The organism is Variovorax sp. FW301-JW7, from assembly GCF_058788795.1.
The window spans coordinates 333,955-357,005 of the sequence record NZ_JBYTBC010000001.1 but is presented as its reverse complement, the minus strand read 5'-3'; the positions used below and the strand labels follow the sequence as shown (position 1 = coordinate 357,005).

Sequence of the window (23,051 nt, the reverse complement as noted above, 5' to 3'; positions counted from 1 at the left end):
CCGTGCGGCTCAGAGCGGAATGTTTCCGTGCTTGCGCCACGGGTTCTCGAGCTTCTTCTCGCGCAGCATGACGAGCGAGCGGCAGATGCGCTTGCGCGTCTCGTGCGGCAGGATCACGTCGTCGATGTAGCCGCGCGCGCTGGCCACGTACGGGTTGGCGAAGCGGGCCTTGTATTCGGCTTCGCGGGCCGCGAGCTTCTCGGGGTTGTTCTTGTCTTCGCGGAAGATGATTTCCACCGCGCCCTTGGCACCCATCACCGCGATCTCGGCGCGCGGCCAGGCCAGGTTGACGTCGCCGCGCAGGTGCTTGGAGGCCATCACGTCGTACGCGCCGCCGTAGGCCTTGCGCGTGATGACGGTGATCTTCGGCACCGTGCACTCCGCGTACGCGTACAGCAGCTTGGCGCCGTGCTTGATGATGCCGCCATACTCCTGGCCGGTGCCGGGCATGAAGCCGGGCACGTCGACGAAGGTGATGACGGGGATGTTGAACGCATCGCAAAAGCGCACGAAGCGCGCCGCCTTGATGCTGCTCTTGATGTCCAGGCAGCCCGCCAGCACCAGCGGCTGGTTGGCCACGATGCCGACCGTCTGGCCTTCCATGCGCGCGAAGCCGATCACGATGTTCTTCGCGTAGTCGGGCTGCAGCTCGAAGAAGTCGCCGTCGTCCACCACCTTCAGGATCAGTTCCTTGATGTCGTAGGGCTTGTTCGGGTTGTCGGGCACCAGCGTGTCCAGCGAGTAGTCGGGCCGGTCGGCCGGATCGCCCTGGCCGTCATTGCCCAGGCGCACGGGCGGCTTCTCGCGGTTGTTCAGCGGCAGGTAGTTGTACAGGCGGCGCAGCATCATCAGCGCCTCGACGTCGTTCTCGAACGCCATGTCGGCCACGCCGCTGCGCGTGGTGTGGGTGATGGCACCGCCCAGTTCTTCGGCCGTGACGCTCTCGTGCGTCACGGTCTTCACCACCTCGGGGCCCGTGACGAACATGTAGCTGCTGTCTTTCACCATGAAGATGAAGTCGGTCATGGCGGGCGAGTACACGGCGCCGCCCGCGCACGGGCCCATGATCATGCTGATCTGCGGCACCACGCCCGAGGCCATCACGTTGCGCTGGAACACGTCGGCATAGCCGCCCAGCGACGCCACGCCTTCCTGGATGCGGGCGCCGCCCGAATCGTTCAGGCCGATGACCGGTGCGCCGACCTTCATGGCCTGGTCCATCACCTTGCAGATCTTCTCGGCATGGGCTTCGCTGAGCGCGCCGCCGAAGACCGTGAAGTCCTGGCTGAACACGAACACGAGGCGGCCATTGATCATGCCGTAGCCCGTGACCACGCCGTCGCCGGGGATCTTCTGCTCGGCCATGCCGAAGTCGACCGAGCGGTGCTCGACGAACATGTCCCATTCTTCAAACGTGCCGTCGTCGAGCAGCAGCTCGATGCGCTCGCGCGCCGTGAGCTTGCCCTTGGCGTGCTGCGCGTCGATGCGCTTCTGCCCGCCGCCGAGTCGCGCCTGGGCGCGCTTCTTTTCGAGTTGTTCGATCAGTTCTTGCATGGTGTGCTTCCGAAGCTGTGGTTCTGGATTGCTGGGAGAGTCTTGTGGGGGCCGGGGCGTCACACCCGGGCGGTGATGGCTGCCGCGGCGAGCAGCTGGCGCGCCGCCGTGGAGGCCGGCAGGCTGCCCTGCGCCACCTGCTGCGTGAGCTGCGGCAGCAGCTCGCGCACCTGCGCATGGTGGCGAAACGCCTGCTTGAGCCCGGCGTCGATGCGTTCCCACATCCACGCGGTGGCCTGCTTTTCGCGGCGCTTGGCGAGCTTGCCGTTGGCGGTCTGCAGCGCCTTGAATTCGAGCACGGCGTCCCAGAAGGCGTCGACGCCGGTGCCCGCGAGCGCGCTCAGCTGCAGCACCTTGGGCAGCCAGAAGCGGCGCTCCACGCCGCTGTGCGCGTCGTGCACGGCGTGCGCATGGTCGGGGTTGCCCTGGTGGCCGAACAGGCGCAGCGCCGAAGTGATCTGGGCCTGCGCGCGCGTGGCGGCGTCGCGGTCGATGTCGGCCTTGTTGATGGCGACCAGGTCGGCCAGCTCCATCACGCCCTTCTTGATCGCCTGCAGGTCGTCGCCCGCGTTGGGCAGTTGCAGCAGCACGAACATGTCGGTCATGCCGGCCACGGCCGTTTCGCTCTGGCCCACGCCCACGGTCTCGACGATGACGACGTCGTAGCCCGCGGCCTCGCAGACCAGCATGGCCTCGCGCGTCTTCTCGGCCACGCCGCCGAGCGTGCCGCTCGAGGGGCTGGGGCGGATGTAGGCGCGCTCGTGCACCGACAGGCGCTCCATGCGCGTCTTGTCGCCCAGGATGGAGCCGCCCGACACGGTAGACGAGGGGTCGATGGTGAGCACGGCCACGCGGTGGCCCTTGCCGATCAGCAGCAGGCCCAGCGTTTCGATGAAGGTCGACTTGCCCACGCCGGGCACACCCGAGATGCCGAGGCGAAACGAGGCGCCGGTGCGCGGCAGCAGCGCCGTGAGCAGCTCGTCGGCCTGCGTACGGTGGTCGGTGCGCGTCGATTCGAGCAGCGTGATCGCCTTGGCGATGGCACGGCGCTGCGCCATGCCCGGCGCATCGGCGAGCGCGCGTTCGAGCGCGCCGACGGTGTTCAGCACGCGGCCTCCGACGCCACGCGCCAGCGGTAGTGCAGGTCGACGCCCTCCTCGCCTTCGAGCACGAAGCCGTGCCGCTGGTAGAAACGGTTGGCGTCGCTCTTCACGAGCGCGGTGAGCTTGATGTCCAGCTGCTGTTCGCGCGCCTGCGCCTTGGCCCAGCGCAGCGCCCATTCGCCGATGCCGCGCCCCTGGAAACCGGTGCGCAGGTACAGGTGATCGAGGCGCAGCGCATCCGCGTCCTCGGGCTTGAGCGTGATGAAGCCCAGGCGCTGCTCACCGTCGAGCACGATGTGGTGCATGTACGGCACCACGAAACCGGCCGACAGGCGCTCGCGCGAGCGCGTGAGGTCGAAGCGGCCGACACGCTCCAGGCTCGGGCGCATCGCATCGATGCGCACGGCCAGCATGTCTTCGAAATCGCTGGAATCCACGGGCTGCAGCGACAGCCGCGACAAGAGATCGCCCACGTCGCTTCGTCTCAGACTGCGACGGCCGCGCGGATCTGCTCCAGCACGTCCTTGGCGCTGGCCGGGATGGGCGTGCCCGGGCCGTAGATGCCCTTGACGCCGGCTTCGTAGAGGAAGTCGTAGTCCTGGCGCGGAATCACACCGCCGACGAAGACGATGATGTCGTCCGCGCCCTGCTTGCGCAGTTCTTCGATGATGGCCGGCACAAGAGTCTTATGGCCGGCGGCGAGCGTGCTCACGCCCACGGCGTGCACGTCGTTTTCAATCGCTTGCCGCGCGCACTCTTCGGGCGTCTGGAACAACGGGCCCATGTCGACGTCGAAGCCCAGGTCGGCGAACGCCGTGGCGACGACCTTCGCGCCGCGGTCGTGCCCATCCTGGCCGAGCTTGGAAATCATCACGCGCGGGCGGCGGCCTTGCGCTTCGGCGAAGTCGTTGATCTCGGTCTTGAGCGCTTCCCAGCCTTCGGCCGAGTCATAGGCGGCAGCGTACACACCGGTCACCTTTTGCGTGTCGGCGCGATGGCGGCCGAAGGATTTTTCGAGGGCGTCGGAAATCTCGCCGACGGTGGCGCGCGCACGCACCGCATCGATGCTCAGCGCCAGCAGGTTGCCGGTGTTGCTTTCGGCGGCGTCGGTGAGCGCGTCGAGCGCGGCCTGCACCTTGGCGTTGTCGCGCGAGGCGCGGATGCTCTGCAGGCGCGCCACCTGCTGATCGCGCACCTTCACGTTGTCGATCGACAGGCTGTCGATCGCGTCTTCGCTCTTGAGCTTGTACTTGTTGACGCCGACGATCACGTCCTTGCCCGAGTCGATGCGCGCCTGCTTCTCGGCGGCGGCGGCCTCGATCTTGAGCTTGGCCCAGCCGCTGTCCACGGCCTTGGTCATGCCGCCCATGGCCTCGACCTCTTCGATGATGGTCCAGGCGGCGTCGGCCATGTCCTGCGTGAGCCTTTCCATCATGTAGCTGCCGGCCCAGGGATCGATCACGTTCGTGATGTGCGTCTCTTCCTGGATGATGAGCTGCGTGTTGCGCGCGATGCGCGAGCTGAACTCGGTGGGCAGCGCAATGGCTTCGTCGAGCGCGTTGGTGTGCAGCGACTGCGTGCCGCCGAACACCGCGGCCATCGCCTCGATGGTGGTGCGCACCACGTTGTTGTACGGGTCCTGCTCGGTGAGCGACCAGCCAGACGTTTGGCAGTGCGTGCGCAGCATCAGGCTCTTGGGGTTCTTGGGATTGAACTCCTTCATGATGCGGCACCACAGCAGGCGCGCCGCGCGCATCTTGGCCACTTCCAGATAGAAGTTCATACCGATGGCCCAGAAGAAGCTCAGGCGTCCGGCAAAGCCGTCGACGTCCAGGCCCTTGGCCAGCGCGGTCTTCACGTATTCCTTGCCGTCGGCCAGCGTGAAGGCGAGCTCCAGCGCCTGGTTGGCGCCGGCTTCCTGCATGTGATAGCCGCTGATCGAGATCGAGTTGAACTTCGGCATCTTCTGCGCCGTGTACTCGATGATGTCGCCAATGATCCGCATGCTCGGCGCCGGCGGAAAGATGTACGTGTTGCGGACCATGAACTCCTTGAGGATGTCGTTCTGGATCGTTCCGCTCAGTTGGTCTTGCGCCACGCCCTGCTCTTCGGCCGCGACCACGTAGCCCGCGAGCACCGGCAGCACGGCGCCGTTCATCGTCATCGACACGGAGACCTTGTCGAGCGGGATCTGGTCGAACAGGATCTTCATGTCCTCGACCGAGTCGATCGCCACGCCGGCCTTGCCGACGTCGCCCGTCACGCGCGGATGGTCGCTGTCGTAGCCGCGGTGGGTGGCCAGGTCGAAGGCCACGCTCACACCCTGGCCGCCGGCGGCCAGCGCCTTGCGGTAGAACGCGTTCGATTCTTCGGCCGTCGAGAAGCCGGCGTACTGGCGGATGGTCCAGGGGCGCACCGCGTACATGGTGGCCTGCGGGCCGCGCAGGTAGGGCTCGAAGCCGGGCAGCGTGTCGGTGTACTTCAGGCCTTGCAGGTCGGCCGCGGTGTACAGCGGCTTCACGCTGATGCCGTCGGGCGTGATCCAGTTCAGCGCATTCACGTCGCCGCCGGGCGCCGACTTGGCGGCGGACTTGGCCCAGGCGTCGAGGTCGGCCGGCTTGTAGGTGGGTTCGGGTGTGCTGCTGCTCATGGAAGGCGCCGCTCCAGGCGGTGGTCTGACGGGATTCGCAAGGTCGCTTGCACGGATTTGCAAGCCGTTCACAAGTCTAACCCATCCGTAATTATTAATTCAAACGCATTTTTTGAAGTACAGTGCAGCCCATGTCCGCCGTCACCCTGACCCCCCGCGCCCTCTATGAAGAGGTGGCCGAGCTCCTGCGCCAACGGATCTTCCGCCGCGAGCTGGAGCCCGGCAGCTGGATCGACGAACTCAAGCTGGCCGAGGAATACGGCATCAGCCGCACGCCCCTGCGCGAGGCGCTGAAGGTGCTGGCCGCCGAAGGGCTGGTGACGATGAAGGTGCGCCGTGGCGCCTACGTCACCGAGGTGTCGGAGCAGGATCTGGCCGACGTGTACCACCTGCTCTCGCTGCTCGAGAGCGACGCCGCCGGCGTGGTGGCCGAGCGCGCCACCGACGCCCAGCGCGCCGAGCTGAAGGCGCTGCACGCCGAGCTGGAAGCCGCCGCCGCCCCCGGCAAGGAAGACCGCGAGCACTTCTTTGCGGTGAACGAGCGCTTCCACATGAGCCTGCTGGCCATTGCCAACAACAAGTGGCGCGACCAGATGGTGGCCGACCTGCGCAAGGTGATGAAGCTCAATCGCCACAACTCGCTGCTGAAGGCGGGGCGCATTGCCGAGTCGCTCGCGGAGCACCGCGCAGTGATGGCGGCCATCGAGGCGCGCGACGCCGCCACGGCGATGGCGCGCATGCGCGAGCACTTCCTCAACGGCCTCGAAGCCGCTGTATAAGGCTCTCCCCCAGGCTGCGCGCACTTCGTGTCGCTTCGCCAACCCCCTTCCGGGGCGACGCCTGCGGCCCGGCAGAGCCGGTTCCGCGGCGTCTCGCGAAGGGGCCTGCGCCTGCGGCGCGGCCTCGTTCAGTCCAGGGTGAGGGTGCCTGCCTCTGTAGAGATGCGATGGGCGATTTCCAGCATGCGCGGGGCTACGCGGCTCAGCATGGTCTCCCTTGGCAGCAGGTACGCGGGGCCACCGCAGCTCACGCCGTAGCGTTCGCCGCGCGGGCCTTCGAGCGCGAAGCCCAGGGCGTGGATCTGAGGGTTCCATTCGCCGAAGGAGGTGCAGTAGCCCAGGCGGGCGTACTCTTCCAGGCTGGCGATGAGGCGCGGTTCGATGGCGTGCCAGTTCTCGCCGGTTTCGAGCCGGATCTGCTCCAGCAGCGCCGACTGCTCGGCCGAGGGCAAGGCGCCGATGTAGGCGCGGCCGGAGGCGGAGGTGGCGATCGACATGCGCGAGCCGACGTCGATGCGGGAGCTGATGAGCGCCGAGCGCGGACGCAGCGAATCGATGACCAGCATGTCCAGATCGTCGCGCACCGCCATGTGGATGCTGGCACCTGACAGTTCCGCCAGGTTGCCGAGATGGGGACGCGCCAGCGACCTCAGGTCGAAATTGCGCAGGTAGCGGCTGCTCATGTCGAGCAGCACCGGCCCCAGGCTGAAGCGCTCGCTGTCCTGCGACTGCCGCAGAAACCCCGCGCCCACCAACGTCGCCGTGAGGCGCGACACCGTGGCCTTCGGGATGCCGGTGGTGTCGGCCAATTCCCGGTTTCCGACGGGTGCCGCTGACATCCCGATGACCTTCAGCAGCGACAACCCCCTGGCAAGCGCACTGACTTCTTCCTTGCCGCCCACAGCTTCACTCATAAGACAGAACCTTTTTCTTGTTTCCCTGACCGCCTTATTCTTGAGCAAAAACAGGTGCTTCGCTCACACTTGTTGTTGCATTGTCATGAAACTGTGTTCCATCGAGCGTCAACTTCGCTCAATTGTGTTGACTGTCTACAAAGTCGGTGGCGGCGGCGAAGGGAATCAGGCGGCCTGAGCGGCGACGGGTTCGTGCGCCAGCGCCATCACTTCGTGCGGCGGGCGGGTCTTCAGGCGGTGGTCGCTCCAGACCTGGCGCCAGCGGCGCGCACCGGGCAGTCCGTTGCGCAGGCCCAGCATGTGGCGCGCGATCGACCACCAGTTGGTGCCATGTTCGGTCGCCTCGCGGACCATGTAGTCGCACATCTGCGCCTCGATGTCCTCGCGCGTGAGCGTCTGGGGGGCGTCGCCGTAGAACTCGGCGTCCCACTCGGCCAGCCACCAGGGGTTGTGGTACGCCTCGCGGCCGATCATGGCGCCGTCGAGCAGCCGCAGGTGCTCGTGCACCTGCGCGTTGGTGGCGATGCCGCCGTTGATCGAAAACTGCAGCGCCGGAAAGTCGTGCTTCAGGCGGTGCACCAGCGCATAGCGCAGCGGCGGAATCTCGCGGTTCTGCTTCGGGCTCAGGCCCTGCAGCCAGGCGTTGCGCGCATGCACGATGAACGTGCCGCAACCGGCCTCGCTCACCGCGCCGACGAAATCGCGCACGAACTCGTAGCTCTCGATCTTGTCGATGCCGATGCGGTGCTTCACCGTGACCGGCACGTCGACCACGTCGACCATCGCCTTCACGCAATCGGCCACCAGCTGCGGCTCGTTCATGAGGCAGGCACCGAAGGCGCCGCGCTGCACGCGCTCGCTCGGGCAGCCGCAGTTCAGGTTGATCTCGTCGTAGCCCCACTCCTGCCCGAGCTTGGCGCAGTGCGCCAGGTCGTGCGGCTCGCTGCCGCCGAGCTGCAGCGCGACGGGGTGTTCTTCTTCATGAAAACGCAGGTGGCGCGGCACGTCGCCGTGGATCAGCGCGCCGGTGGTCACCATCTCCGTATAGAGCAGCGCGTGGCGTGTCATGAGGCGGTGGAAGACGCGGCAATGCCTGTCGGTCCAGTCCATCATGGGGGCCACGGACAGGCGCATGGCCTCGGTGGCACGGGCCTTCCGAGGAAAATCAAGGCTTGGCGCGGGGTTGCCGCTCATCTCGTTCGGTGTCATTCGGTCTTATTCATCGCAATTCTTGGGCTTCGTTGGCACATTTCTGCCACAAGCTCGGCATGCACCAACGAGAGAACCCCCTTTGGGCAGCATCACGAAACGCAAGCGCGCAGCGGAAGCGTAGCGCACATGGCTCGCATCCGAATCGAGGATGCCCCATAGGGCCAATCAAAGAGAACACCCGCCGTCTTACGCGCGCGCCTGACGGTCAATGAGGCACTCACCGCGAAGCCGCTGAAGAAAACGGATAAGTTTTCGACGAACATGGGTTTACGCTGCCTCCGCGTCGCTCATCGTGGCAAAGCCCTCTTCGTTGCCCATGTTTACGTCCACGACCCCATCAGTATTCGTGACCCGCGCCCGCCCGGCGCATCACCCTGTACGGTCTAAGCAGAGACGACAACGCCGGCGGTCGCGTGCATGTCATAGCGATATATCGCACTGAGTGCCTCATAGCTCAACGCCCAACGGGCCGAGACCGGCGAGTCCGCGAGCCGTCGCCCCCCCTTTGGCATCGCCGAGAATGAGGGAGGCGGGTTCGGCGCTGATAGGTTGATGGCCACGCTCGGACCCTTGATCAACGCTGACCACACTATCAAAGGCACCGGATAGCGTTTACAAGGCGAGCCACGCCATCTCTCGGCGAGAACGGATCGCTCAAAGGCGCGTGACGCCTGCCCAGTAGCCAGGGACGCGCCGGCTGACCGATGAAGCCGATCAAAGCCACCAGCCAAAAGACCACACTCTCGAGTAGAGTATAGCGAAGCGAAGTCAGCAATCGTAAGTCCTTGTTTTCATTAGACTTATTTTTTGAAAACTAAACTCCCGCTAAACTTTTCTTTTTGGCAAAAAAAAACGGCTAGCATTCAAGCACTGGTCTTCCGGCAAAGAAGTGAACCAGTGCTTAGCCACCTAGCCTAAAAGGAGTGATTTTATCATGGCCGACAAAGACGCTGAGCGCGACTACCGCGTGAAGCAATTGGAACGCAAAGTTCAGGGTTTGCAACGAAATCTTGGCGTGTTGAATGCGCGCTTCGAGGTCACGACCAACAAGCAAGAGCAACGCATTCGCGACCTTGAGATCAAGGCTGCAGTGCAAAACGGTGTGCCGCAGAAGAAGGTCGCTCAGATCTTTGAGCTATCCGCCGGTCGCGTTAGCCAGATCATGAAAAAGGTCGCGTAACCTAATTTGATTCGATAGCGAAGTCCAAGGGGTGCCCAGATCGGGCACCCCTTTTTTGCTTGTGCGTGAACGGTGGAGCGAGGGAAGACGAAGACGAAGAAGAAGGCGACATCAAACAACCTGTCGTGACGGAGTCAAAGAAGCCCCGCACGATAGGCACGCCCCGCACCCGCGTCTTGTACGCCAGTGATGCAATGCAAACAGCGCTTTCGCGTGCGCGGGGGGACGCCATGTGGCGGCGTTGTCCGACTCCGCCCCGCTCTCGCCTCGTGACAATGGACCGGCCCGGCAGACCCGCGCCACAAGCGCAGACGAGCCGACGCATTTCATTTCCAGGCTACGCACCGATGACCCGCATCTACCTCATAGAAGACAACCCCCTGATCGCCACCACCCTGACCGACGGACTGAGGGAATTCTCCGGATGCGAAGTCGTCGCCACCGCCAGCAGCAGCGACGAAGCCATCGACTGGCTCGACGCGAACCCCGATGCCTGGGACGCCGCCGTGATCGACGTGTTCCTCGCGCAAGGCAACGGCCTGACCGTGGCCAACCACCTGAGGGAACGCAAGTCGCCCGCGCAGCGCACCGTGGTGTTCATGAACCACGCGACCTCCGAGGTGCGTGAAGGCGCGCTGTCGGCGGGCGTCGATGCGGTGTTCGACAAGTCGCTGCAACTCGAAGACTTCTACGACTTCTGCCGCACGCTCGGCATTGCGCCGCGACGTTAGTCGTTCAGACGGTGGCCGCGCGAATCGATTCGGCCAGCAGCCCCAGCCCTTCTTCAAAAACCGCCTCCGGAATGGTGAGCGGAAACAGGAAGCGCACCACGTTGCCGTGCACCCCGCAGGTCAGCAGCAGCAGACCGCGTTCGAGCCCCGCCGCATGCACGCGCTTCGTGAACTCGGCATCGGGCTCGCCGCTGCGCGGATCGCGAAACTCCACCGCCACCATCGCGCCCAGGCCGCGCACGTCGCAGATGCGCGGCACCTCGGTGCGCAGCGCCGCAAGGCTGGCCGTCAGCCGCTCTCCGAGCAGGCGGGCGCGTGCGACCAGCCCTTCGTCCTCGATCACGCGCATCGTCTCCAGCGCTGCGGCCACCGCCAGCGGATTGCCCGCGTAGGTGCCGCCGAGGCTGCCGACGCGCGTGGCGTCCATGAGTTCGGCGCGCCCCGTGAGCGCCGACAGCGGAAAGCCGCCGGCCAGGCTCTTGGCGGTCGTCACCAGGTCGGCCTCGATGCCGTAGTGCTCCAGCGCGAAGAGCTTGCCGGTGCGCCCGAAGCCGGTCTGGATTTCGTCGACGACCAGCAGGATGCCGTGGCGGTCGCACTCCGCGCGCAGGTGCTCCATGAGTGCGGGCCGCGCCACATAGAAACCGCCCTCGCCCTGCACCAGCTCGATGACGATTGCCGCCACGCGCTGCGGATCGACGTCGGTCTTGAACAGCCGGTCGAGCGCCGCGATGCTGTCGTCCACCGTCACACCCAGCGGCGCGGCCGGGAACGGCACGTGCCACACGTCGCCCGGCATCGGGCCGAAGCCCGCCTTGTACGGCGCGACCTTGCCGGTGAGCGCCATGCCCATGAAGGTGCGGCCGTGGAATGCGCCCGAAAACGCCACCACGCCGCTGCGGCCGGTGGCGGCGCGCGCCACCTTCATCGCGTTCTCGATGGCCTCGGCGCCGGTCGTGAAGAGCGCGCTCTTCTTGGCGCTGGGGCCGGGCACGACGCGGTTCAGCTGCTCGCACAGCGCCACGTATTCCTCGTACGGCGTGACGTGGAAGCAGGTGTGGTGAAAGTCGTCGAGCTGCGCGCGCACGGCGGCCACGATGCGCGGGTGGCGGTGGCCGGTGGCGAGCGTGGCGATGCCGCTGGCAAAGTCGACGAGGCGTCGGCCTTCCACGTCCCACAGCTCGGCGTTGTCGGCGCGGGCGGTGAAGTGCGGCGTGAGCGTGCCGATGCCCTGCGCGCAGGCGGCGTTCTTGCGGGCCTGCAGGCTCGCGTTGGTCGTGACTTGGGTGAGCATGAAGAAGAAAGAATAGAAAAGAGAACGAAATCAGCCGCGCATCAGGTGCTCGGCCAGCGCGCGAAAGGCGTGCATCGAGGTCGGCAGGTGCGCGTTGGCGGCCAGCGGGTGCGAGGCAAAACGCGCCACCACCATCTCGGCCTCGGGGTCGATGTGCAGCGCCTGGCCGTGGATGCCTTGTGCGGTAAAAGTACGGCGCGCGTCGTGCGCCACCCACCACATGTTGCGATAGCTCCAGCCGGCCAGCCGCGTGTAGCCCGCGAGCGCGAAGCGCGCCGGATCGGCGCCGCGGCGGATGTCGGCCACCACGGCCTCGGGCACGATCTGCATGCCGTTGAACGCGCCGCCCAGCCGCATCATCTCGCCCAGCCGCGCGAGGTCGCGCAGGCCGGTGCACAGGCCACCGCCCGCGAACTCGGCGCCCTGCCCGTCCACCGCAAAGGCCGCGTCCTGCTCGACGCCCAGGCGCGACCAGATGCGCTCGCTCAGCACCCGCGCCAGCGGCTGGCCCGCCACGCGGCTGATGAGCCAGCCCAGCACATCGGTGTTGACGGTGCGGTAGGCAAAGGCCTCGCCGTGTGTGCCCTGACCCTGCACGGTCTGCAGGAACTGGCGGTAGCCCTCGGCGCCCGCATAGCCCGCGGGGCGCGGCAACAACTGACCGGCGCGCGCGTGCTTCCACACGCCAGCATCGGGGTCTGTGTAGTCCTCCGAGTAGTCGATGCCCGTCGTCATGTCCATCACCTGGCGCACGGTGGCATGGCCGAAGGCGCTGACCGCCAGCTCGGGGATGTAGTGCCGCACCTGCGCGTGTTCGTCGAGCGCACCCTCGGCCGCGAGCATCGCGCCGACCGTGCCGACGACCGACTTGGTGACCGACATCGCCATGTGCTGCCCGTGCTCGTCGAGCGCGCCGAAGTAGCGCTCGTACACGATGCGCCCGCGGTGCAGCACCACCGCGCCGTCGGCGCAGATCGTCGCGAGCGCGCTGTGCCAGTCGGTGCGCGAGCCGTCCGCGGGCAAGGTGAAGGCCAGCGTGTCGAGTTCGGGGCGCTCGGCACGCGGCAGCACCGACACCGGACCATTGCCGCGCGACACGTTGCGCGTCGGTTGCAGCTCGCGCAGGTGCGAGAAGGCCCAGCGGTTCTCGGGCGCCTGGAAGATCGGGCGTTCGCGCGGGCGCTGCACGGCGGTGCCGGCCGTAGGAAAACCATCGCGCCAGCCGTCGGCCAGCGCGGCATCGGGAGCCGTCGTTTCTTGGGTGGTCATAGGGGTGCGATGGCTCAGTCGCCGAGCGCATCCAGGTCGCCCATCACGCGGCGCTCCAGGATGTCGCTGGCACGGCTCAGGTGGGCGTGCATGTGCTTGGCGGCGACTTCGAGCTTGTTCTCCTCGACCGCGTCGAGGATCTGCAGGTGCTCGCGGCACGACTTGCGCAGCAGGTCGATGTTCACGAGCGGGTAGTCCGACAAGTCGGAGATGCGGCGCAGCCGGTTCTGCTGCTTCACCGCATCGAGGATGAAGCGGTTGCCCGAGGCGCTGGCCAGCAGCTCGTGGAACTGCGCGTTGGCCTCGAAGAACTCCATCCACGAATGGCGCGAGGCGTGCGTCAGCAAGGTCTGCTGCTGTTCGCGGCAAGCGAGCAGCCGCTCGTGCTCGACCTTGAAGCCCGGCTCACGCAGCGCCGCGCATTCCACCACCAGGCGAAAGCGGTAGCTCTCGCGCTCGCTCTCGACCGAGTCGAGGGTTTCGGTGAACTCCCAGCGCTGGTAGTGGCGACCGCGCAGCACGCCGTCCTGCAGCAGCGTGGTCATCACGTTGCGCAGCAGCGGGCGCGGCACGCCGTAGGTCTGGGCCAGTTCGAGTTCATTGACGCGCGTCGGCAGCTTGCCCGCGAGGCGGTCGCGCAGCACGCGGTAATAGAGCGTCTTCTCCTCGTCCTCCGGCATCTCGCGGCGTGCGCGGTCGAGCGCCTCGCGGTCGGCCACCAGCGTGTAGCCGCGGTTGGGCACGTGCGCCAGCAGCGCACGCTCGTGCAGCAGGCGCAGCGCGGCGCGCACCGGCGTGCGCGAAATGCCGAGCCGGCCGGCCAGGTCGGTCTCGGTCATGTGGCGGCCGTTCTCGTAGCCGCCGGCCAAGGCCTGGTCGAGGATGTAGCGGCTCACGCGCTGGGTGAGCGGCGGGATCGACTTGTCCATCTGCGTCTGCATCTGCATCTGCTGCTGCGGGGCCATCCATGGGTCTCCGGAAACACGGGCTGGGTGCCGATCATCGCGGGTTCTTTGTATTTTTGGCCCTGAAAAACCATGTACATCTCACGCCAAAAATACAATTTGGATTTCAAGATCGGCCCCACGCCGACCCGGACGACGGGTCGTTTCCCCAAGGAGAAAAACACCGTGGCTTCCGCCGATACCCTGACAACGCCGCCCGGTTCGCTCGACGCGTTCTGGATGCCCTTCACGCCCAACCGCAAGTTCAAGCAGGCGCCGCGCCTCATCGTCGGCAGCGAGGGCCTGCACTACGACCTGGCCGACGGCCGCCGCGTGCTCGACGCCATCGCCGGCCTGTGGTGCGTGAACGCCGGGCACCGCAACCCGCGGGTCAGCGCGGCGATGAAGGCGCAGATCGACGTGCTCGACTACGCCTCCAACTTCCAGATCGGCCACCCCGCCGCCTTCACGCTGGCGCAGCGCCTCACGCAGATGGCGCCGGCCGGCATGGACCACGTGTTCTTCACCAACTCGGGCTCCGAGTCGGTCGACACCGCGCTGAAGATCGCCGTGGCCTACCACCGGGCGCGCGGCGACGCAGGCCGCTACCGGCTCATCGGGCGCGAGCGCTCGTACCACGGCGTGGGCTTCGGCGGCATCTCGGTGGGCGGCATCGGGCGCCAGCGCAGCACCTTCGGGCCGCTGCTCAACGGCGTGGACCACCTGCCGCACACGCTCGACCTGGCGCGCAACGCCTTCTCGCGCGGCGAGCCGCCGCACGGCATCGACAAGGCCGATGCGCTCGAAGCGCTGGTTTCATTGCACGACGCCTCGACCATCGCCGCCGTGATCGTCGAGCCCGTGGCCGGCTCCACCGGCGTGCTGCCGCCGCCGCGCGGCTACCTGAAGCGCCTGCGCGAGATCTGCGACAGGCACGGCATCCTGCTGATCTTCGACGAGGTCATCACCGGTTTCGGGCGCGTGGGCAGCAACTTCGCGTCCGACCTGTTCGGCGTGACGCCCGACCTCATCACCACCGCCAAGGGCCTGACCAACGGCGCCGTGCCGATGGGCGCCGTGCTCATGCGCGGCGCGGTGCACGACGCCTTCATGCACGGCAGCGTGAGCGCGGTCGAGCTCTCGCACGGCTACACCTACTCGGGCCATCCGCTGGCCTGCGCCGCCGCCATGGCCACGCTCGACGCCTACACCGAAGACGGCCTGATCGCCCGCGCCGCCGAGCTGTCGCCCTACTTCGAAGACGGCCTGCACAGCCTGCGCGGCCTGCCGGGCGTGATCGACGTGCGCAACGTCGGCCTGCTGGCCGGCATCGAGCTGCAAGGCTGGGCCTCGGGGCCCGGCACGCATGCGCAGGCGGTGGCGCAACATTGCCTGGACGAAAGCGGCGTGCTGGTGCGCTCGGTGGGCGACACCATCGCGCTGTCGCCGCCGTTCACGCTGGAGCGCCGGCACATCGACCAGATCATCGACAGCCTGCGCGCCGCCATCGCGCAGACCGCACAAGCCACTGACACGGAAGCCTGAGCACCTCAGGCCGCACGCACAGACACACAAGACAAGCCCCGGAGACAAGACACACCATGGACATCGAATCGTTCCCCCTGTACGACATCGAAGGCGACGCGCAGCAGCGCGGGCGCCAGTACGGCCGCGCCGCCGGCGACCGCATCGACCTGAGCCTGCGCACCTACCGCGCCGCCTTCGAGCGCGTGGGCCTGAGCTGGGAGCGCACGCGCGCGCTGGCACGCCGCTTCATGCCGATGGTCGAGGCCTTCGACGCCGGCATGCTGCGCGAGATCGAGGGCGTGGGCGAAGGCGCGGGCGTGCCGGCCGAGGACATCGTGGCGCTCAACGCGCGCAGCGAAATGCTCTACGCCTTCCAGCAGCTCGAAGCCACCGAGCCGCCCGACGGCTGCACCGGCGTGGTCGTCATGCCCTCGGCCGCGCGCGACGGCAAGCTCATCCATGCGCAGAACTGGGACTGGCGCGTCGAAAGCCTCGAACTCGGCGTGGTGCTGCGCATCCAGCCCGATGAAGGCCCGGCCATGCTCACCTTCGCCGAGGCCGGCACGCTGGCGCGCGCGGGGCTCAACAGCGCGGGCATCGCCGTCACCGGCAACTTCATCAAGGCCGACAACGACGGCAAGCAGCAAGGCGTGCCGCTGGCGTTGATCCGCCGCGGCATCCTGCAGTCGACGCTGTACGCCAACGCGCTGGGCGTGGTGTGCCGCAGCGCGCGCTCGATCTCCAACAACATGATCATCACGCACGCCGAGGGCGAGGCCGTGAGCCTGGAGACCTGTCCCGAGCAGGTGTTCTGGCAGCAGCCCGAAGGCGGCATCCTGGTGCACGCCAACCACTTCAAGACCCCGGCGGCGCTGGCGCGCGTCGTCGACCGCAGCCTGGAGACCACGCCCGATTCGCTCTACCGCGACCGCCGCGTGACCGAGGCGCTGCACAACAGGCGTGCGGCGGGCCTGCTCACCGAGCAGGACGTACTCGACGCGCTGCAAGACCGCTTCGGCGCGCCGCGCGCCGTGTGCCGCAGCCCGAGCGCGGGCCCCGGCGGGGCCTCGTCGGCCACTGTGGCGACCATCGTCATGGACCCGGCGGCACGAAAGATGCGCATCGCGCCGGCGCCCTTCAAGGCGCACCGCTTCACCGAGTATTCCCTCTGATCCGCCCGCCCCGCCCAGCTTTCGCCAGGAGTGTTGCCATGAACCTGCCCACGCCCCCGTCCCTCCCTCCCGCTGCGCGCACCGCCGCCGCGCTGGTCCTCGGCCTCGGCCTGGCCGCCAGCGCGGCCTTCGCCCAGGCCCCGGCCGGCCAGACGATGCGGATCCAGATCAACTCCGACATCCGCTCCACCGACCCCGGCGGCAACCGCGACGACAACACCGACAACGTGCTCATCCACGTCGTCGAAGGCCTGGTCGCGCTGCGCGAAGACACCTCGGTCGGCCCGATGCTCGCGAGCAAGGTCGACACCTCAGCCGACGGCCTGACCTACACCTTCACCCTGCGCGACGGCGTGAAGTTCCAGAACGGCGCGGTGCTCACCGCCGACGACGTCGTGTGGAGCTGGCAGCGCTACCTCAAGCCCACCAGCGGCTGGCGCTGCCTGCCCGAGTTCGACGGCAAGGGCATGACCAAGGTGCTCGCGGTGGAAGCGCCAACGCCCAAGACGGTGGTGTTCAAGATCGAGCGCCCGAGTGCGCTGTTTCTCACCATGATGGCGCGCCCCGACTGCGGCGGCGCCGCCATCCTGCACCGCAGCTCGCTCGGCGCCGACGGCCAGTGGAAGGAGCCCGTGGGCACCGGCCCCTACAGGATCAAGGAGTGGAAGCGCGGCCAGTACATCGAGCTCACGCGCTTCGACGGCTACAGCTCGCGCCCCGAAGCGCGCGACGGCCTCACGGGCGGCAAGAAGGCCGAGATCGAGAACCTGCGCTTCGTCGTCATTCCCGACTCGGCCGCGGCCAAGGCTGCGCTGTACAGCGGCGGCATCGACGCCTTCATCAGCCCCAGCCCGGCCGACGTGGTCGAGATGCGCGGGCGCAGCGACGTGCGCGTCGACACCACGCCGGTCATGACCATGGTGGCGCTGCTGCTGCAGACCACCGACCCGCTGCTGAAAGACGTGCGCATCCGCCGCGCGCTGGCACTGGCGCTGGACACGCCCGAGATCGCCAAGTCGGTCACCGAGGGCCTGTCGGCCGTCAACAACTCGGTCGTGCCTTCGTCCAGCCCGTTCTACAGCGCCGTGCAGGCCGGCGGCTACAAGCGCGACATCGCCGGTGCCAAGAAGCTGCTGGCCGAGGCCGGCTACCGCGGCCAGCCGATCAAGCTCGTCGCCAACAAGCGCTACGAGGCGCTGTACTCGGCCGCCGTGCTGGTGCAGGCCATGGCCTCCGAGGCCGGCATCAACATCGAACTGGAAGTGCTCGACTGGGCCACGCAGCTCGACCGCTATACCAAGGGTCAGTACCAGAGCATGGCCTTCATCTACTCGGCGCGCATCGACCCCTCGCTCAACTACGAGATGGTGTCCGGCGACAAGGCCACGCAGCCGCGCAAGGTGTGGGACAACGCCGCCGCGCAGACCCGGCTCACCGAGAGCATGGTCTCGCGCGACAAGGCGCGCCGCCAGGTGCTGTTCGACGAGCTGCACAAGCAGATGCTGCAGGACGTGCCGATGGTCGTGCTCTTCAACGCCAGCGACGCCACCGCCATGCGCAAGAGCGTGACCGGCTTCAAGGGCTGGGCGCCGGCCAAGCCCCGGTTCTGGAACGTCCGGCTCGACGCGCGCGGCTGACGGGGCGCCGCCGCCATGCTTGCCTACCTCTTGCGCCGGATCGCCATGACGGTCCCGACGCTGCTGCTGGTGTCGATTGCCGTCTTCACGCTCATGCGGCTGATTCCGGGCGACCCGGTGCAGCTCATGCTCGGCGAAGGCGCCGACCCCGCGCAGCTCGAACTCGCCCGCCAGCAGATGGGGCTGGACCAGCCCCTGGTCACCCAGTACGTCGTGTGGCTGCGCCACGCGCTCACCGGCGACCTGGGCGTGTCGACCACCAACGGCCTGGCGGTGCTGCCGCTGATCTGGGAGCGCTTTCACGTGAGCGCCGTGATCGTGCTCACCGCCGTGGCGCTGGCCTCGCTGATCGCCGTGCCCGCCGGCCTCGTCGCCGCCTGGCGCAAGGACCGGCCGACCGACCTCGCCATCATCGGCGCGGCCACGCTGATGCTGTCGGTGCCGAGCTTCTGGCTCGGCCTGCTGCTGTTGATGTTCTTCGGCCAGTACCTGCACTGGCTGCCGGTGGTGGGCTACGTGCCCATTTCGGAAGACTTCTCGCAGGGCCTGATGTACGTCATCTTGCCGATCGTCACGCTGGTGCTGGTCGAGACCGGCGTGCTCACGCGCATGTCGCGCGCCAGCACCATCGAGGTGCTGCGTCTCGAGTACGTGACGCACGCGCGCGCCAAGGGCGTGCCCGAGTCGCAGGTGCTGCGCCGCCACGTGCTGCCCAACGCCTTCAACCCCACGCTCACCATGATCGGCCTCATCCTGGGCCACCTGCTGAGCGGCATCGCGGTGCTCGAAACGGTGTTCACCCTGCCCGGCCTGGGTCGCCTGATGATCGATTCGATCTTCGCGCGCGACTACCCGGTGCTGCAGGGCTGCCTGCTGTTCACGGCCTGCATCTACGTGGTCATCAACCTGATCGTGGACATGTGCTATCCCCTCTTCGATCCCCGGGTGTCGGTGCAGTGAAAAAGATCAAGACCCATACCCTCGTGGGCGGCGTGCTCATCGGCGTGCTGCTGGTGCTGGCCGTGGTGGCCGCGCTGTGGACACCCTATAACCCGCTGGGCATCGACCTGCGCGGCAAGCTGCAGCCGCCGTCGATGGCGCACTGGCTGGGCACCGACGAGTTCGGGCGCGACGTGGCCAGCCGCGCCATGCGCGCGGCCTCCACCAGCTGCCTCATCGCGCTGCTCACGGTGGCGCTGGCCACCGCCGTCGGCCTCGTGGTCGGCGTGCTCGCCGGCTTCGTGCGCGGCTGGACCGACCGCGTGCTCATGGCCTTCAACGACACGCTGCTGGCCTTTCCGGGCCTGCTGCTGGCGCTGGGCGTGATGGTGATCGTGGGCGCCAACCAGTGGGGCATCGTGCTCGCGCTGAGCATGGCCTACGCGCCCTCGGTGGTGCGCGTGGTGCGCGGCACCGTGCTGTCGCTGCGCGAGCGCGAGTACGTCGAGGCCTCGCGCATGATCGGCAACGGCGAGATCTACACCATGTGGCGCCACATCCTGCCCAACTGCGTGGCGCCCGTCGCCGTGCTGGCCACCAGCATGTTCGGCTGGGTGCTGCTGTCGGAGAGCGCCCTGAGCTTCCTCGGCCTGGGCGTGCCGCCGCCCGCGCCCACCTGGGGCAATATGCTCTCCAGCGCACGCCCCTACATGGCCTCGGCCGTGTGGCTGTGCCTGGTGCCGGGCCTGTGCATCGCGCTCACGCTGCTGGGCATCAACCTCCTGGGCGAATCGCTGCGCGACCGGCTCGACCCGCGCACGGAGAAGTCATGACCCATCCCACCTCTTCCGCAGCGCCCGTGCTTTCCGTGCGGCACCTGAAGATCGACCTGCACGGCGGCGCCCAGACGCTGGTACACGACCTCTCGTTCGACGTGCGCCCCGGCGAGTTCCTTGCCGTGGTGGGCGAATCGGGCAGCGGCAAGACCATGGCCGCGCGCGCCATCCTGCAGCTGCTGCCGCCCGGCATCGCGCAAAGCGGCGGGCAGATCGTGTTCGACGGCGAAGATCTGAGCACGCGCGACGTGAAGGCCATGCGCCCCATCCGCGGGCCCGGCATCGGCATGGTGTTCCAGGAGCCGATGGTCTCGCTCAACCCGGTGCACCGCATCGGCGAGCAGATGGCCGAGGGCCTGCGCATGCACACGAAGCTGTCGGCCACCGAGATTCGCGCGCGCTGCCTCGACATGCTGCGCCGCGTGCAGATCGCCGACCCCGAGCGCTGCCTGCACGCCTACCCGCACGAGTTCTCGGGCGGCATGCGCCAGCGCATCATGCTGGCCAGCGTGATGCTGCTCCAGCCGCGCCTGCTGATCGCCGACGAGCCGACCACCGCGCTCGACACGCTGAGCCAGCGCGAAGTGCTCGACCTCATGGTCGGCCTCGCAAAGGACCAGGGCACGGCCGTGCTGCTCATCACGCACAACCTCGGGCTGGTCGGGCGCTATGCGCAGCGCGCCATCGTGCTGGAGAAAGGCAAGCTCGTGGAGACGGGCGACGTGCCCGCCATCCTCGTCGACCCGAAGCAGCCCTACACCCGCAAGCTGGTCGACGCCCTGCCGCGCCGCCAGGCCGCGAAGCCGGTGCCTTCTGCCCCACAGCAACCACTGGTGCAGGTGCGCGGCCTGTGCGTGAGCTACCCCGGCGCGCGCGCCGGCTTCTTCAAGCGCCATGCACCGGTGCAGGTCATCGACCAGCTCGACCTGGACATCCACCCCGGCGAGATGGTCGCGCTGGTGGGCGGCAGCGGCTCGGGCAAGACCACGCTGGGCCGCGCCATCCTGCGGCTCGCGCCGTCGCACGCGGGGCAGATCCTGTTTCGCGGCAACGACGTGCGCCGCGCCGACCGCGCCGCGCTGCACCGCTTCCGGCTCGCCTGCCAGCTCGTTTTCCAGGACCCGTTCTCGTCGCTCGACCCGCGCATGCGCGTGCAGGAGATCGTGGCCGAGCCGCTGCGCCATCTGCCCGCGCTCGACGCCGCCGCGCGCCTGAAACGCGTGCGCGAGACGCTCGACGAAGTCGGCCTGGACGGCCTGGGTGCGCGCTACCCGCACGAGCTCTCGGGCGGCCAGCGCCAGCGCGTGGCAATTGCGCGCGCGCTGGTGCGCCGGCCCGCCTTCGTGGTGGCCGACGAGCCCGTGTCCGCGCTCGACATGACCATCCAGGCGCAGGTGCTGCGCCTGTTCCAGAGCCTGCAGGCGCACCACGGCTTTGCGTGCCTGTTCATCAGCCACGACCTCGCGGCCGTCGAGCAGATCGCCGACCGCGTCGTCGTGATGGAGCGCGGCCGCATCGTCGAGCAAGGCCCGCGCGACGCCGTGTTCGACCAGCCGAGCCATGCCTACACGCAGGCGCTGCTCGCAGCCACGCCTCGGCCGCTTGCGTCGCTGGCCGACCCCGTCCTTCGCTCTCCCGAGAAAGTGTTCGCGTGACCGCCGCTCCCTTGCCCGCCACCTGGCTGAACCCCACCGCCCCGCCCCCGCTCGATCCGCAGATCGTCGAGTTCATGCGCCTCATGGCGGCCGAGGGCAGCCGCTATCCGAAGCGCCACACCATCCCGATCGCCGAAGGCCGCGCCAACGCCGAGAAGGTGCGCGCCCCGTGGACCGAAGGCGGCCCGGCGATGGCGCGCACGGTCGAACAGCAGGTGCCCACGCGCCACGGCAACGTGCGCATCCGCGTGCACTACCCGCAGCACCGCAGGCTGCAGGGCGCACTGGTCTACATCCACGGCGGCGGCTTCGTGCTGTTCAGCCTTGACACCCACGACCGCGTGATGCGCGAGTACGCGGGCCGCGCGGGCATCGCCGTCATCGGCATCGACTACACGCGGGCGCCTGAAGCGCAGTTTCCACAGCCGCACGACGAGTGCGTCGACGTGATGCGCTGGCTCGCGACGAATGCGGGCGCGCTCGACATCGATCCTGCGCAGCTCTTCATCGGCGGCGACTCGGCGGGCGCCAACCTGTCGGTGGGCGCCTGCCTCGTGCTGCGCGACGCGGGCGAGGCGCTGCCGCTGGGCATGCTGCTGAACTACGGCGCCTACAGCACCGAGCTGTACCGCGAGTCGGTGGTGCGCTACGGCGCGGGCGAGTACGGCCTGTCGCTGCACATGATGGTGTGGTTCTACGGCCTGTACCTGCGCCGGCCCGAAGACTTTCGCGACCCGCGCCTGGCCAGCCTCACGGCCCGGCTCGAGGGCCTGCCGCCCGCGTGCCTGGCGATCACCGAGTGCGACCCGCTGCACGACGACAGCGTGCTCATGGCCGCGCGCCTGCGCGAGGCCGGCGTGGCCGTGACCGACGTGCTCTACCCCGGTACGATCCACGGCTTTCTGGAAGCGGTGTCGATCGCCGACGTGGCGGGCCGCGCCTTCGACGATGCCGCCCGCTGGATGCACGCGCTGGCCGCGCGCTGAAGCCCTCGCCATGTACACGCCCACACCGTACGTCGAAGACGACCTCGCGACGCTGCACGCCGGCATCCGCGCGTGGAGCTTCGGCACGCTCATCACCGTCGGCCCATCAGGCGCCAGCGCCACGCACCTGCCCTTTCTGCTCGACGCACAGGACGACGGCCCCGGCCTGCTCACCACGCACCTGTCGAAGAAGAACCCGCAGTTCGACGAACTGCGTGCGGGCGCCGAAGTGCTCGCCATCTTCCAGGGGCCGCATGCCTTCGTCACGCCCAGTTGGTACGTGAAGCAGAGCACCTTCCCGACCTGGAACTACACCGCGATCCACGCGCGCGGCACGCCCCGCGTGATCGAGGACCGCACGGCCATCCATGCCGTGCTGCGCCGCACCGTCGCGCTCTACGACACGCCATTGGGCGGCAACTGGGACTTCGACGCCATGCCCTTCGACTTCGTGGCGCCGCGCCTGGACATGATCGCGGCGGTCGAGATTCCGGTGCGCGTGCTCGAAGGCAAGTTCAAGCTCAACCAGGACCGCTCGGAAGACGACCGCAAGGGCGTGATCGCCGCGCTGGAACGGCTGGGCGAACCGCAAGGCGTGGCCGTGGCCGAGCTCATGCGGCAGCAGATGGCGTTGACGGTGGCGGGCTGAATCGCGGCGGCACAATCGTC

Annotated in this window: 20 protein-coding genes; 11 read left to right on the top strand and 9 right to left on the bottom strand. The window is 67.9% G+C overall.

Annotation, left to right across the window (positions count from 1 at the left end; translation table 11 throughout):
* Window positions 1-9: 9 nt before the first annotated feature.
* From AC3WQM_RS01480 to scpA, 4 genes are read right to left on the bottom strand one after another with little or no spacing between them, the layout of a single operon-like run.
* A complete protein-coding gene (locus tag AC3WQM_RS01480; RefSeq protein ID WP_099790205.1) occupies window positions 10-1,554 on the bottom strand; it encodes an acyl-CoA carboxylase subunit beta in 1,545 nt (514 codons plus the stop codon).
* A 59-nt stretch (window positions 1,555-1,613) separates the two neighbouring features.
* Window positions 1,614-2,663 carry a methylmalonyl Co-A mutase-associated GTPase MeaB gene (gene meaB / locus AC3WQM_RS01475; protein ID WP_492676652.1) on the bottom strand — a complete coding sequence of 350 codons (1,050 nt, stop codon included), beginning with the start codon at window positions 2,661-2,663 and terminating at the stop codon, window positions 1,614-1,616.
* A complete protein-coding gene (locus tag AC3WQM_RS01470) occupies window positions 2,657-3,130 on the bottom strand; it encodes a GNAT family N-acetyltransferase (protein ID WP_139704974.1) in 474 nt (157 codons plus the stop codon). The genes meaB and AC3WQM_RS01470 overlap by 7 nt, the downstream gene beginning before the upstream one ends.
* A gap of 11 nt (window positions 3,131-3,141) precedes the next feature.
* On the bottom strand, window positions 3,142-5,307 hold the full coding sequence (gene scpA, locus AC3WQM_RS01465; RefSeq protein WP_492676651.1) for a methylmalonyl-CoA mutase: 2,166 nt from the start codon (window positions 5,305-5,307) through the stop codon (window positions 3,142-3,144).
* Between the two features lie 131 nt (window positions 5,308-5,438).
* Between scpA and AC3WQM_RS01460 the strand changes: the two genes are divergently transcribed.
* Complete coding sequence (locus AC3WQM_RS01460; RefSeq protein ID WP_095947169.1) at window positions 5,439-6,086, top strand: GntR family transcriptional regulator; 648 nt, start codon at window positions 5,439-5,441, stop codon at window positions 6,084-6,086.
* A 128-nt stretch (window positions 6,087-6,214) separates the two neighbouring features.
* On the opposite strand, the gene AC3WQM_RS01455 is transcribed toward AC3WQM_RS01460, so the two are convergent.
* Window positions 6,215-7,000, bottom strand: coding sequence for an IclR family transcriptional regulator (locus AC3WQM_RS01455; protein WP_492676650.1), 786 nt, complete (start codon window positions 6,998-7,000; stop codon window positions 6,215-6,217).
* A 165-nt stretch (window positions 7,001-7,165) separates the two neighbouring features.
* Window positions 7,166-8,134: a tRNA dihydrouridine(20/20a) synthase DusA gene (gene dusA / locus AC3WQM_RS01450; RefSeq protein ID WP_492676649.1), complete on the bottom strand. Its 969-nt coding sequence runs from the start codon at window positions 8,132-8,134 to the stop codon at window positions 7,166-7,168.
* Window positions 8,135-9,146: 1,012 nt separating this feature from the next.
* Here dusA and AC3WQM_RS01445 point away from each other — a divergent pair.
* On the top strand, window positions 9,147-9,392 hold the full coding sequence (locus tag AC3WQM_RS01445; protein WP_492676647.1) for a hypothetical protein: 246 nt from the start codon (window positions 9,147-9,149) through the stop codon (window positions 9,390-9,392).
* A gap of 347 nt (window positions 9,393-9,739) precedes the next feature.
* Entirely contained in the window at window positions 9,740-10,123 is a 384-nt protein-coding gene (locus AC3WQM_RS01440; RefSeq protein ID WP_062473196.1) for a response regulator, read from the top strand.
* A 4-nt stretch (window positions 10,124-10,127) separates the two neighbouring features.
* Here AC3WQM_RS01440 and gabT read toward each other — a convergent pair whose 3' ends face one another.
* Genes gabT through AC3WQM_RS01425 form a run of 3 tightly spaced genes read right to left on the bottom strand, consistent with a single transcriptional unit; the run spans window position 10,128 to window position 13,651 of the window.
* A complete protein-coding gene (gene gabT / locus AC3WQM_RS01435) occupies window positions 10,128-11,417 on the bottom strand; it encodes a 4-aminobutyrate--2-oxoglutarate transaminase (RefSeq protein ID WP_492676646.1) in 1,290 nt (429 codons plus the stop codon).
* A gap of 30 nt (window positions 11,418-11,447) precedes the next feature.
* On the bottom strand, window positions 11,448-12,686 hold the full coding sequence (locus AC3WQM_RS01430; RefSeq protein WP_492676644.1) for a serine hydrolase domain-containing protein: 1,239 nt from the start codon (window positions 12,684-12,686) through the stop codon (window positions 11,448-11,450).
* Window positions 12,687-12,700: 14 nt separating this feature from the next.
* Complete coding sequence (locus AC3WQM_RS01425) at window positions 12,701-13,651, bottom strand: GntR family transcriptional regulator (protein ID WP_492676643.1); 951 nt, start codon at window positions 13,649-13,651, stop codon at window positions 12,701-12,703.
* Window positions 13,652-13,816: 165 nt separating this feature from the next.
* On the opposite strand from AC3WQM_RS01425, the gene aptA reads away from it, so the two are divergent.
* The 8 genes from aptA to AC3WQM_RS01385 are packed head-to-tail and all read left to right on the top strand — an operon-like array spanning window position 13,817 to window position 23,031.
* The gene (aptA, locus tag AC3WQM_RS01420) at window positions 13,817-15,175 is read left to right on the top strand and encodes an omega-aminotransferase AptA (protein WP_492676641.1); all 1,359 of its coding nucleotides are present in this window, start codon (window positions 13,817-13,819) and stop codon (window positions 15,173-15,175) included.
* Window positions 15,176-15,231: 56 nt separating this feature from the next.
* The gene (locus AC3WQM_RS01415) at window positions 15,232-16,329 is read left to right on the top strand and encodes a C45 family autoproteolytic acyltransferase/hydrolase (RefSeq protein WP_062473189.1); all 1,098 of its coding nucleotides are present in this window, start codon (window positions 15,232-15,234) and stop codon (window positions 16,327-16,329) included.
* Window positions 16,330-16,367: 38 nt separating this feature from the next.
* Complete coding sequence (locus AC3WQM_RS01410; protein WP_492676639.1) at window positions 16,368-17,966, top strand: ABC transporter substrate-binding protein; 1,599 nt, start codon at window positions 16,368-16,370, stop codon at window positions 17,964-17,966.
* Window positions 17,967-17,981: 15 nt separating this feature from the next.
* Window positions 17,982-18,926: an ABC transporter permease gene (locus AC3WQM_RS01405; RefSeq protein WP_492676638.1), complete on the top strand. Its 945-nt coding sequence runs from the start codon at window positions 17,982-17,984 to the stop codon at window positions 18,924-18,926.
* A 5-nt stretch (window positions 18,927-18,931) separates the two neighbouring features.
* Entirely contained in the window at window positions 18,932-19,738 is an 807-nt protein-coding gene (locus AC3WQM_RS01400) for an ABC transporter permease (RefSeq protein ID WP_492677176.1), read from the top strand.
* Window positions 19,735-21,396: an ABC transporter ATP-binding protein gene (locus tag AC3WQM_RS01395; protein ID WP_492676637.1), complete on the top strand. Its 1,662-nt coding sequence runs from the start codon at window positions 19,735-19,737 to the stop codon at window positions 21,394-21,396. The genes AC3WQM_RS01400 and AC3WQM_RS01395 overlap by 4 nt, the downstream gene beginning before the upstream one ends.
* Complete coding sequence (locus AC3WQM_RS01390) at window positions 21,393-22,382, top strand: alpha/beta hydrolase fold domain-containing protein (protein ID WP_492676636.1); 990 nt, start codon at window positions 21,393-21,395, stop codon at window positions 22,380-22,382. Before AC3WQM_RS01395 ends, AC3WQM_RS01390 begins: the two co-directional genes overlap by 4 nt.
* A 10-nt stretch (window positions 22,383-22,392) precedes the next feature.
* A complete protein-coding gene (locus AC3WQM_RS01385; protein WP_492676635.1) occupies window positions 22,393-23,031 on the top strand; it encodes an FMN-binding negative transcriptional regulator in 639 nt (212 codons plus the stop codon).
* The last annotated feature ends 20 nt before the right edge of the window (window positions 23,032-23,051 follow it).

Excerpts from the sequence above, each read along its gene's own strand:
- AC3WQM_RS01440 (WP_062473196.1), top strand. The coding sequence starts at position 9,740 with ATGACCCGCATCTACCTCATAGAAGACAACCCCCTGATCGCCACCACC.
- AC3WQM_RS01395 (WP_492676637.1), top strand. The coding sequence starts at position 19,735 with ATGACCCATCCCACCTCTTCCGCAGCGCCCGTGCTTTCCGTGCGGCAC.
- scpA (WP_492676651.1), bottom strand. The coding sequence starts at position 5,307 with ATGAGCAGCAGCACACCCGAACCCACCTACAAGCCGGCCGACCTCGAC.
- AC3WQM_RS01445 (WP_492676647.1), top strand. The coding sequence starts at position 9,147 with ATGGCCGACAAAGACGCTGAGCGCGACTACCGCGTGAAGCAATTGGAA.
- AC3WQM_RS01455 (WP_492676650.1), bottom strand. The coding sequence starts at position 7,000 with ATGAGTGAAGCTGTGGGCGGCAAGGAAGAAGTCAGTGCGCTTGCCAGG.
- AC3WQM_RS01425 (WP_492676643.1), bottom strand. The coding sequence starts at position 13,651 with ATGGCCCCGCAGCAGCAGATGCAGATGCAGACGCAGATGGACAAGTCG.
- AC3WQM_RS01415 (WP_062473189.1), top strand. The coding sequence starts at position 15,232 with ATGGACATCGAATCGTTCCCCCTGTACGACATCGAAGGCGACGCGCAG.
- AC3WQM_RS01405 (WP_492676638.1), top strand. The coding sequence starts at position 17,982 with ATGCTTGCCTACCTCTTGCGCCGGATCGCCATGACGGTCCCGACGCTG.
- AC3WQM_RS01410 (WP_492676639.1), top strand. The coding sequence starts at position 16,368 with ATGAACCTGCCCACGCCCCCGTCCCTCCCTCCCGCTGCGCGCACCGCC.
- AC3WQM_RS01480 (WP_099790205.1), bottom strand. The coding sequence starts at position 1,554 with ATGCAAGAACTGATCGAACAACTCGAAAAGAAGCGCGCCCAGGCGCGA.
- gabT (WP_492676646.1), bottom strand. The coding sequence starts at position 11,417 with ATGCTCACCCAAGTCACGACCAACGCGAGCCTGCAGGCCCGCAAGAAC.
- dusA (WP_492676649.1), bottom strand. The coding sequence starts at position 8,134 with ATGCGCCTGTCCGTGGCCCCCATGATGGACTGGACCGACAGGCATTGC.
- AC3WQM_RS01385 (WP_492676635.1), top strand. The coding sequence starts at position 22,393 with ATGTACACGCCCACACCGTACGTCGAAGACGACCTCGCGACGCTGCAC.
- AC3WQM_RS01430 (WP_492676644.1), bottom strand. The coding sequence starts at position 12,686 with ATGACCACCCAAGAAACGACGGCTCCCGATGCCGCGCTGGCCGACGGC.
- AC3WQM_RS01460 (WP_095947169.1), top strand. The coding sequence starts at position 5,439 with ATGTCCGCCGTCACCCTGACCCCCCGCGCCCTCTATGAAGAGGTGGCC.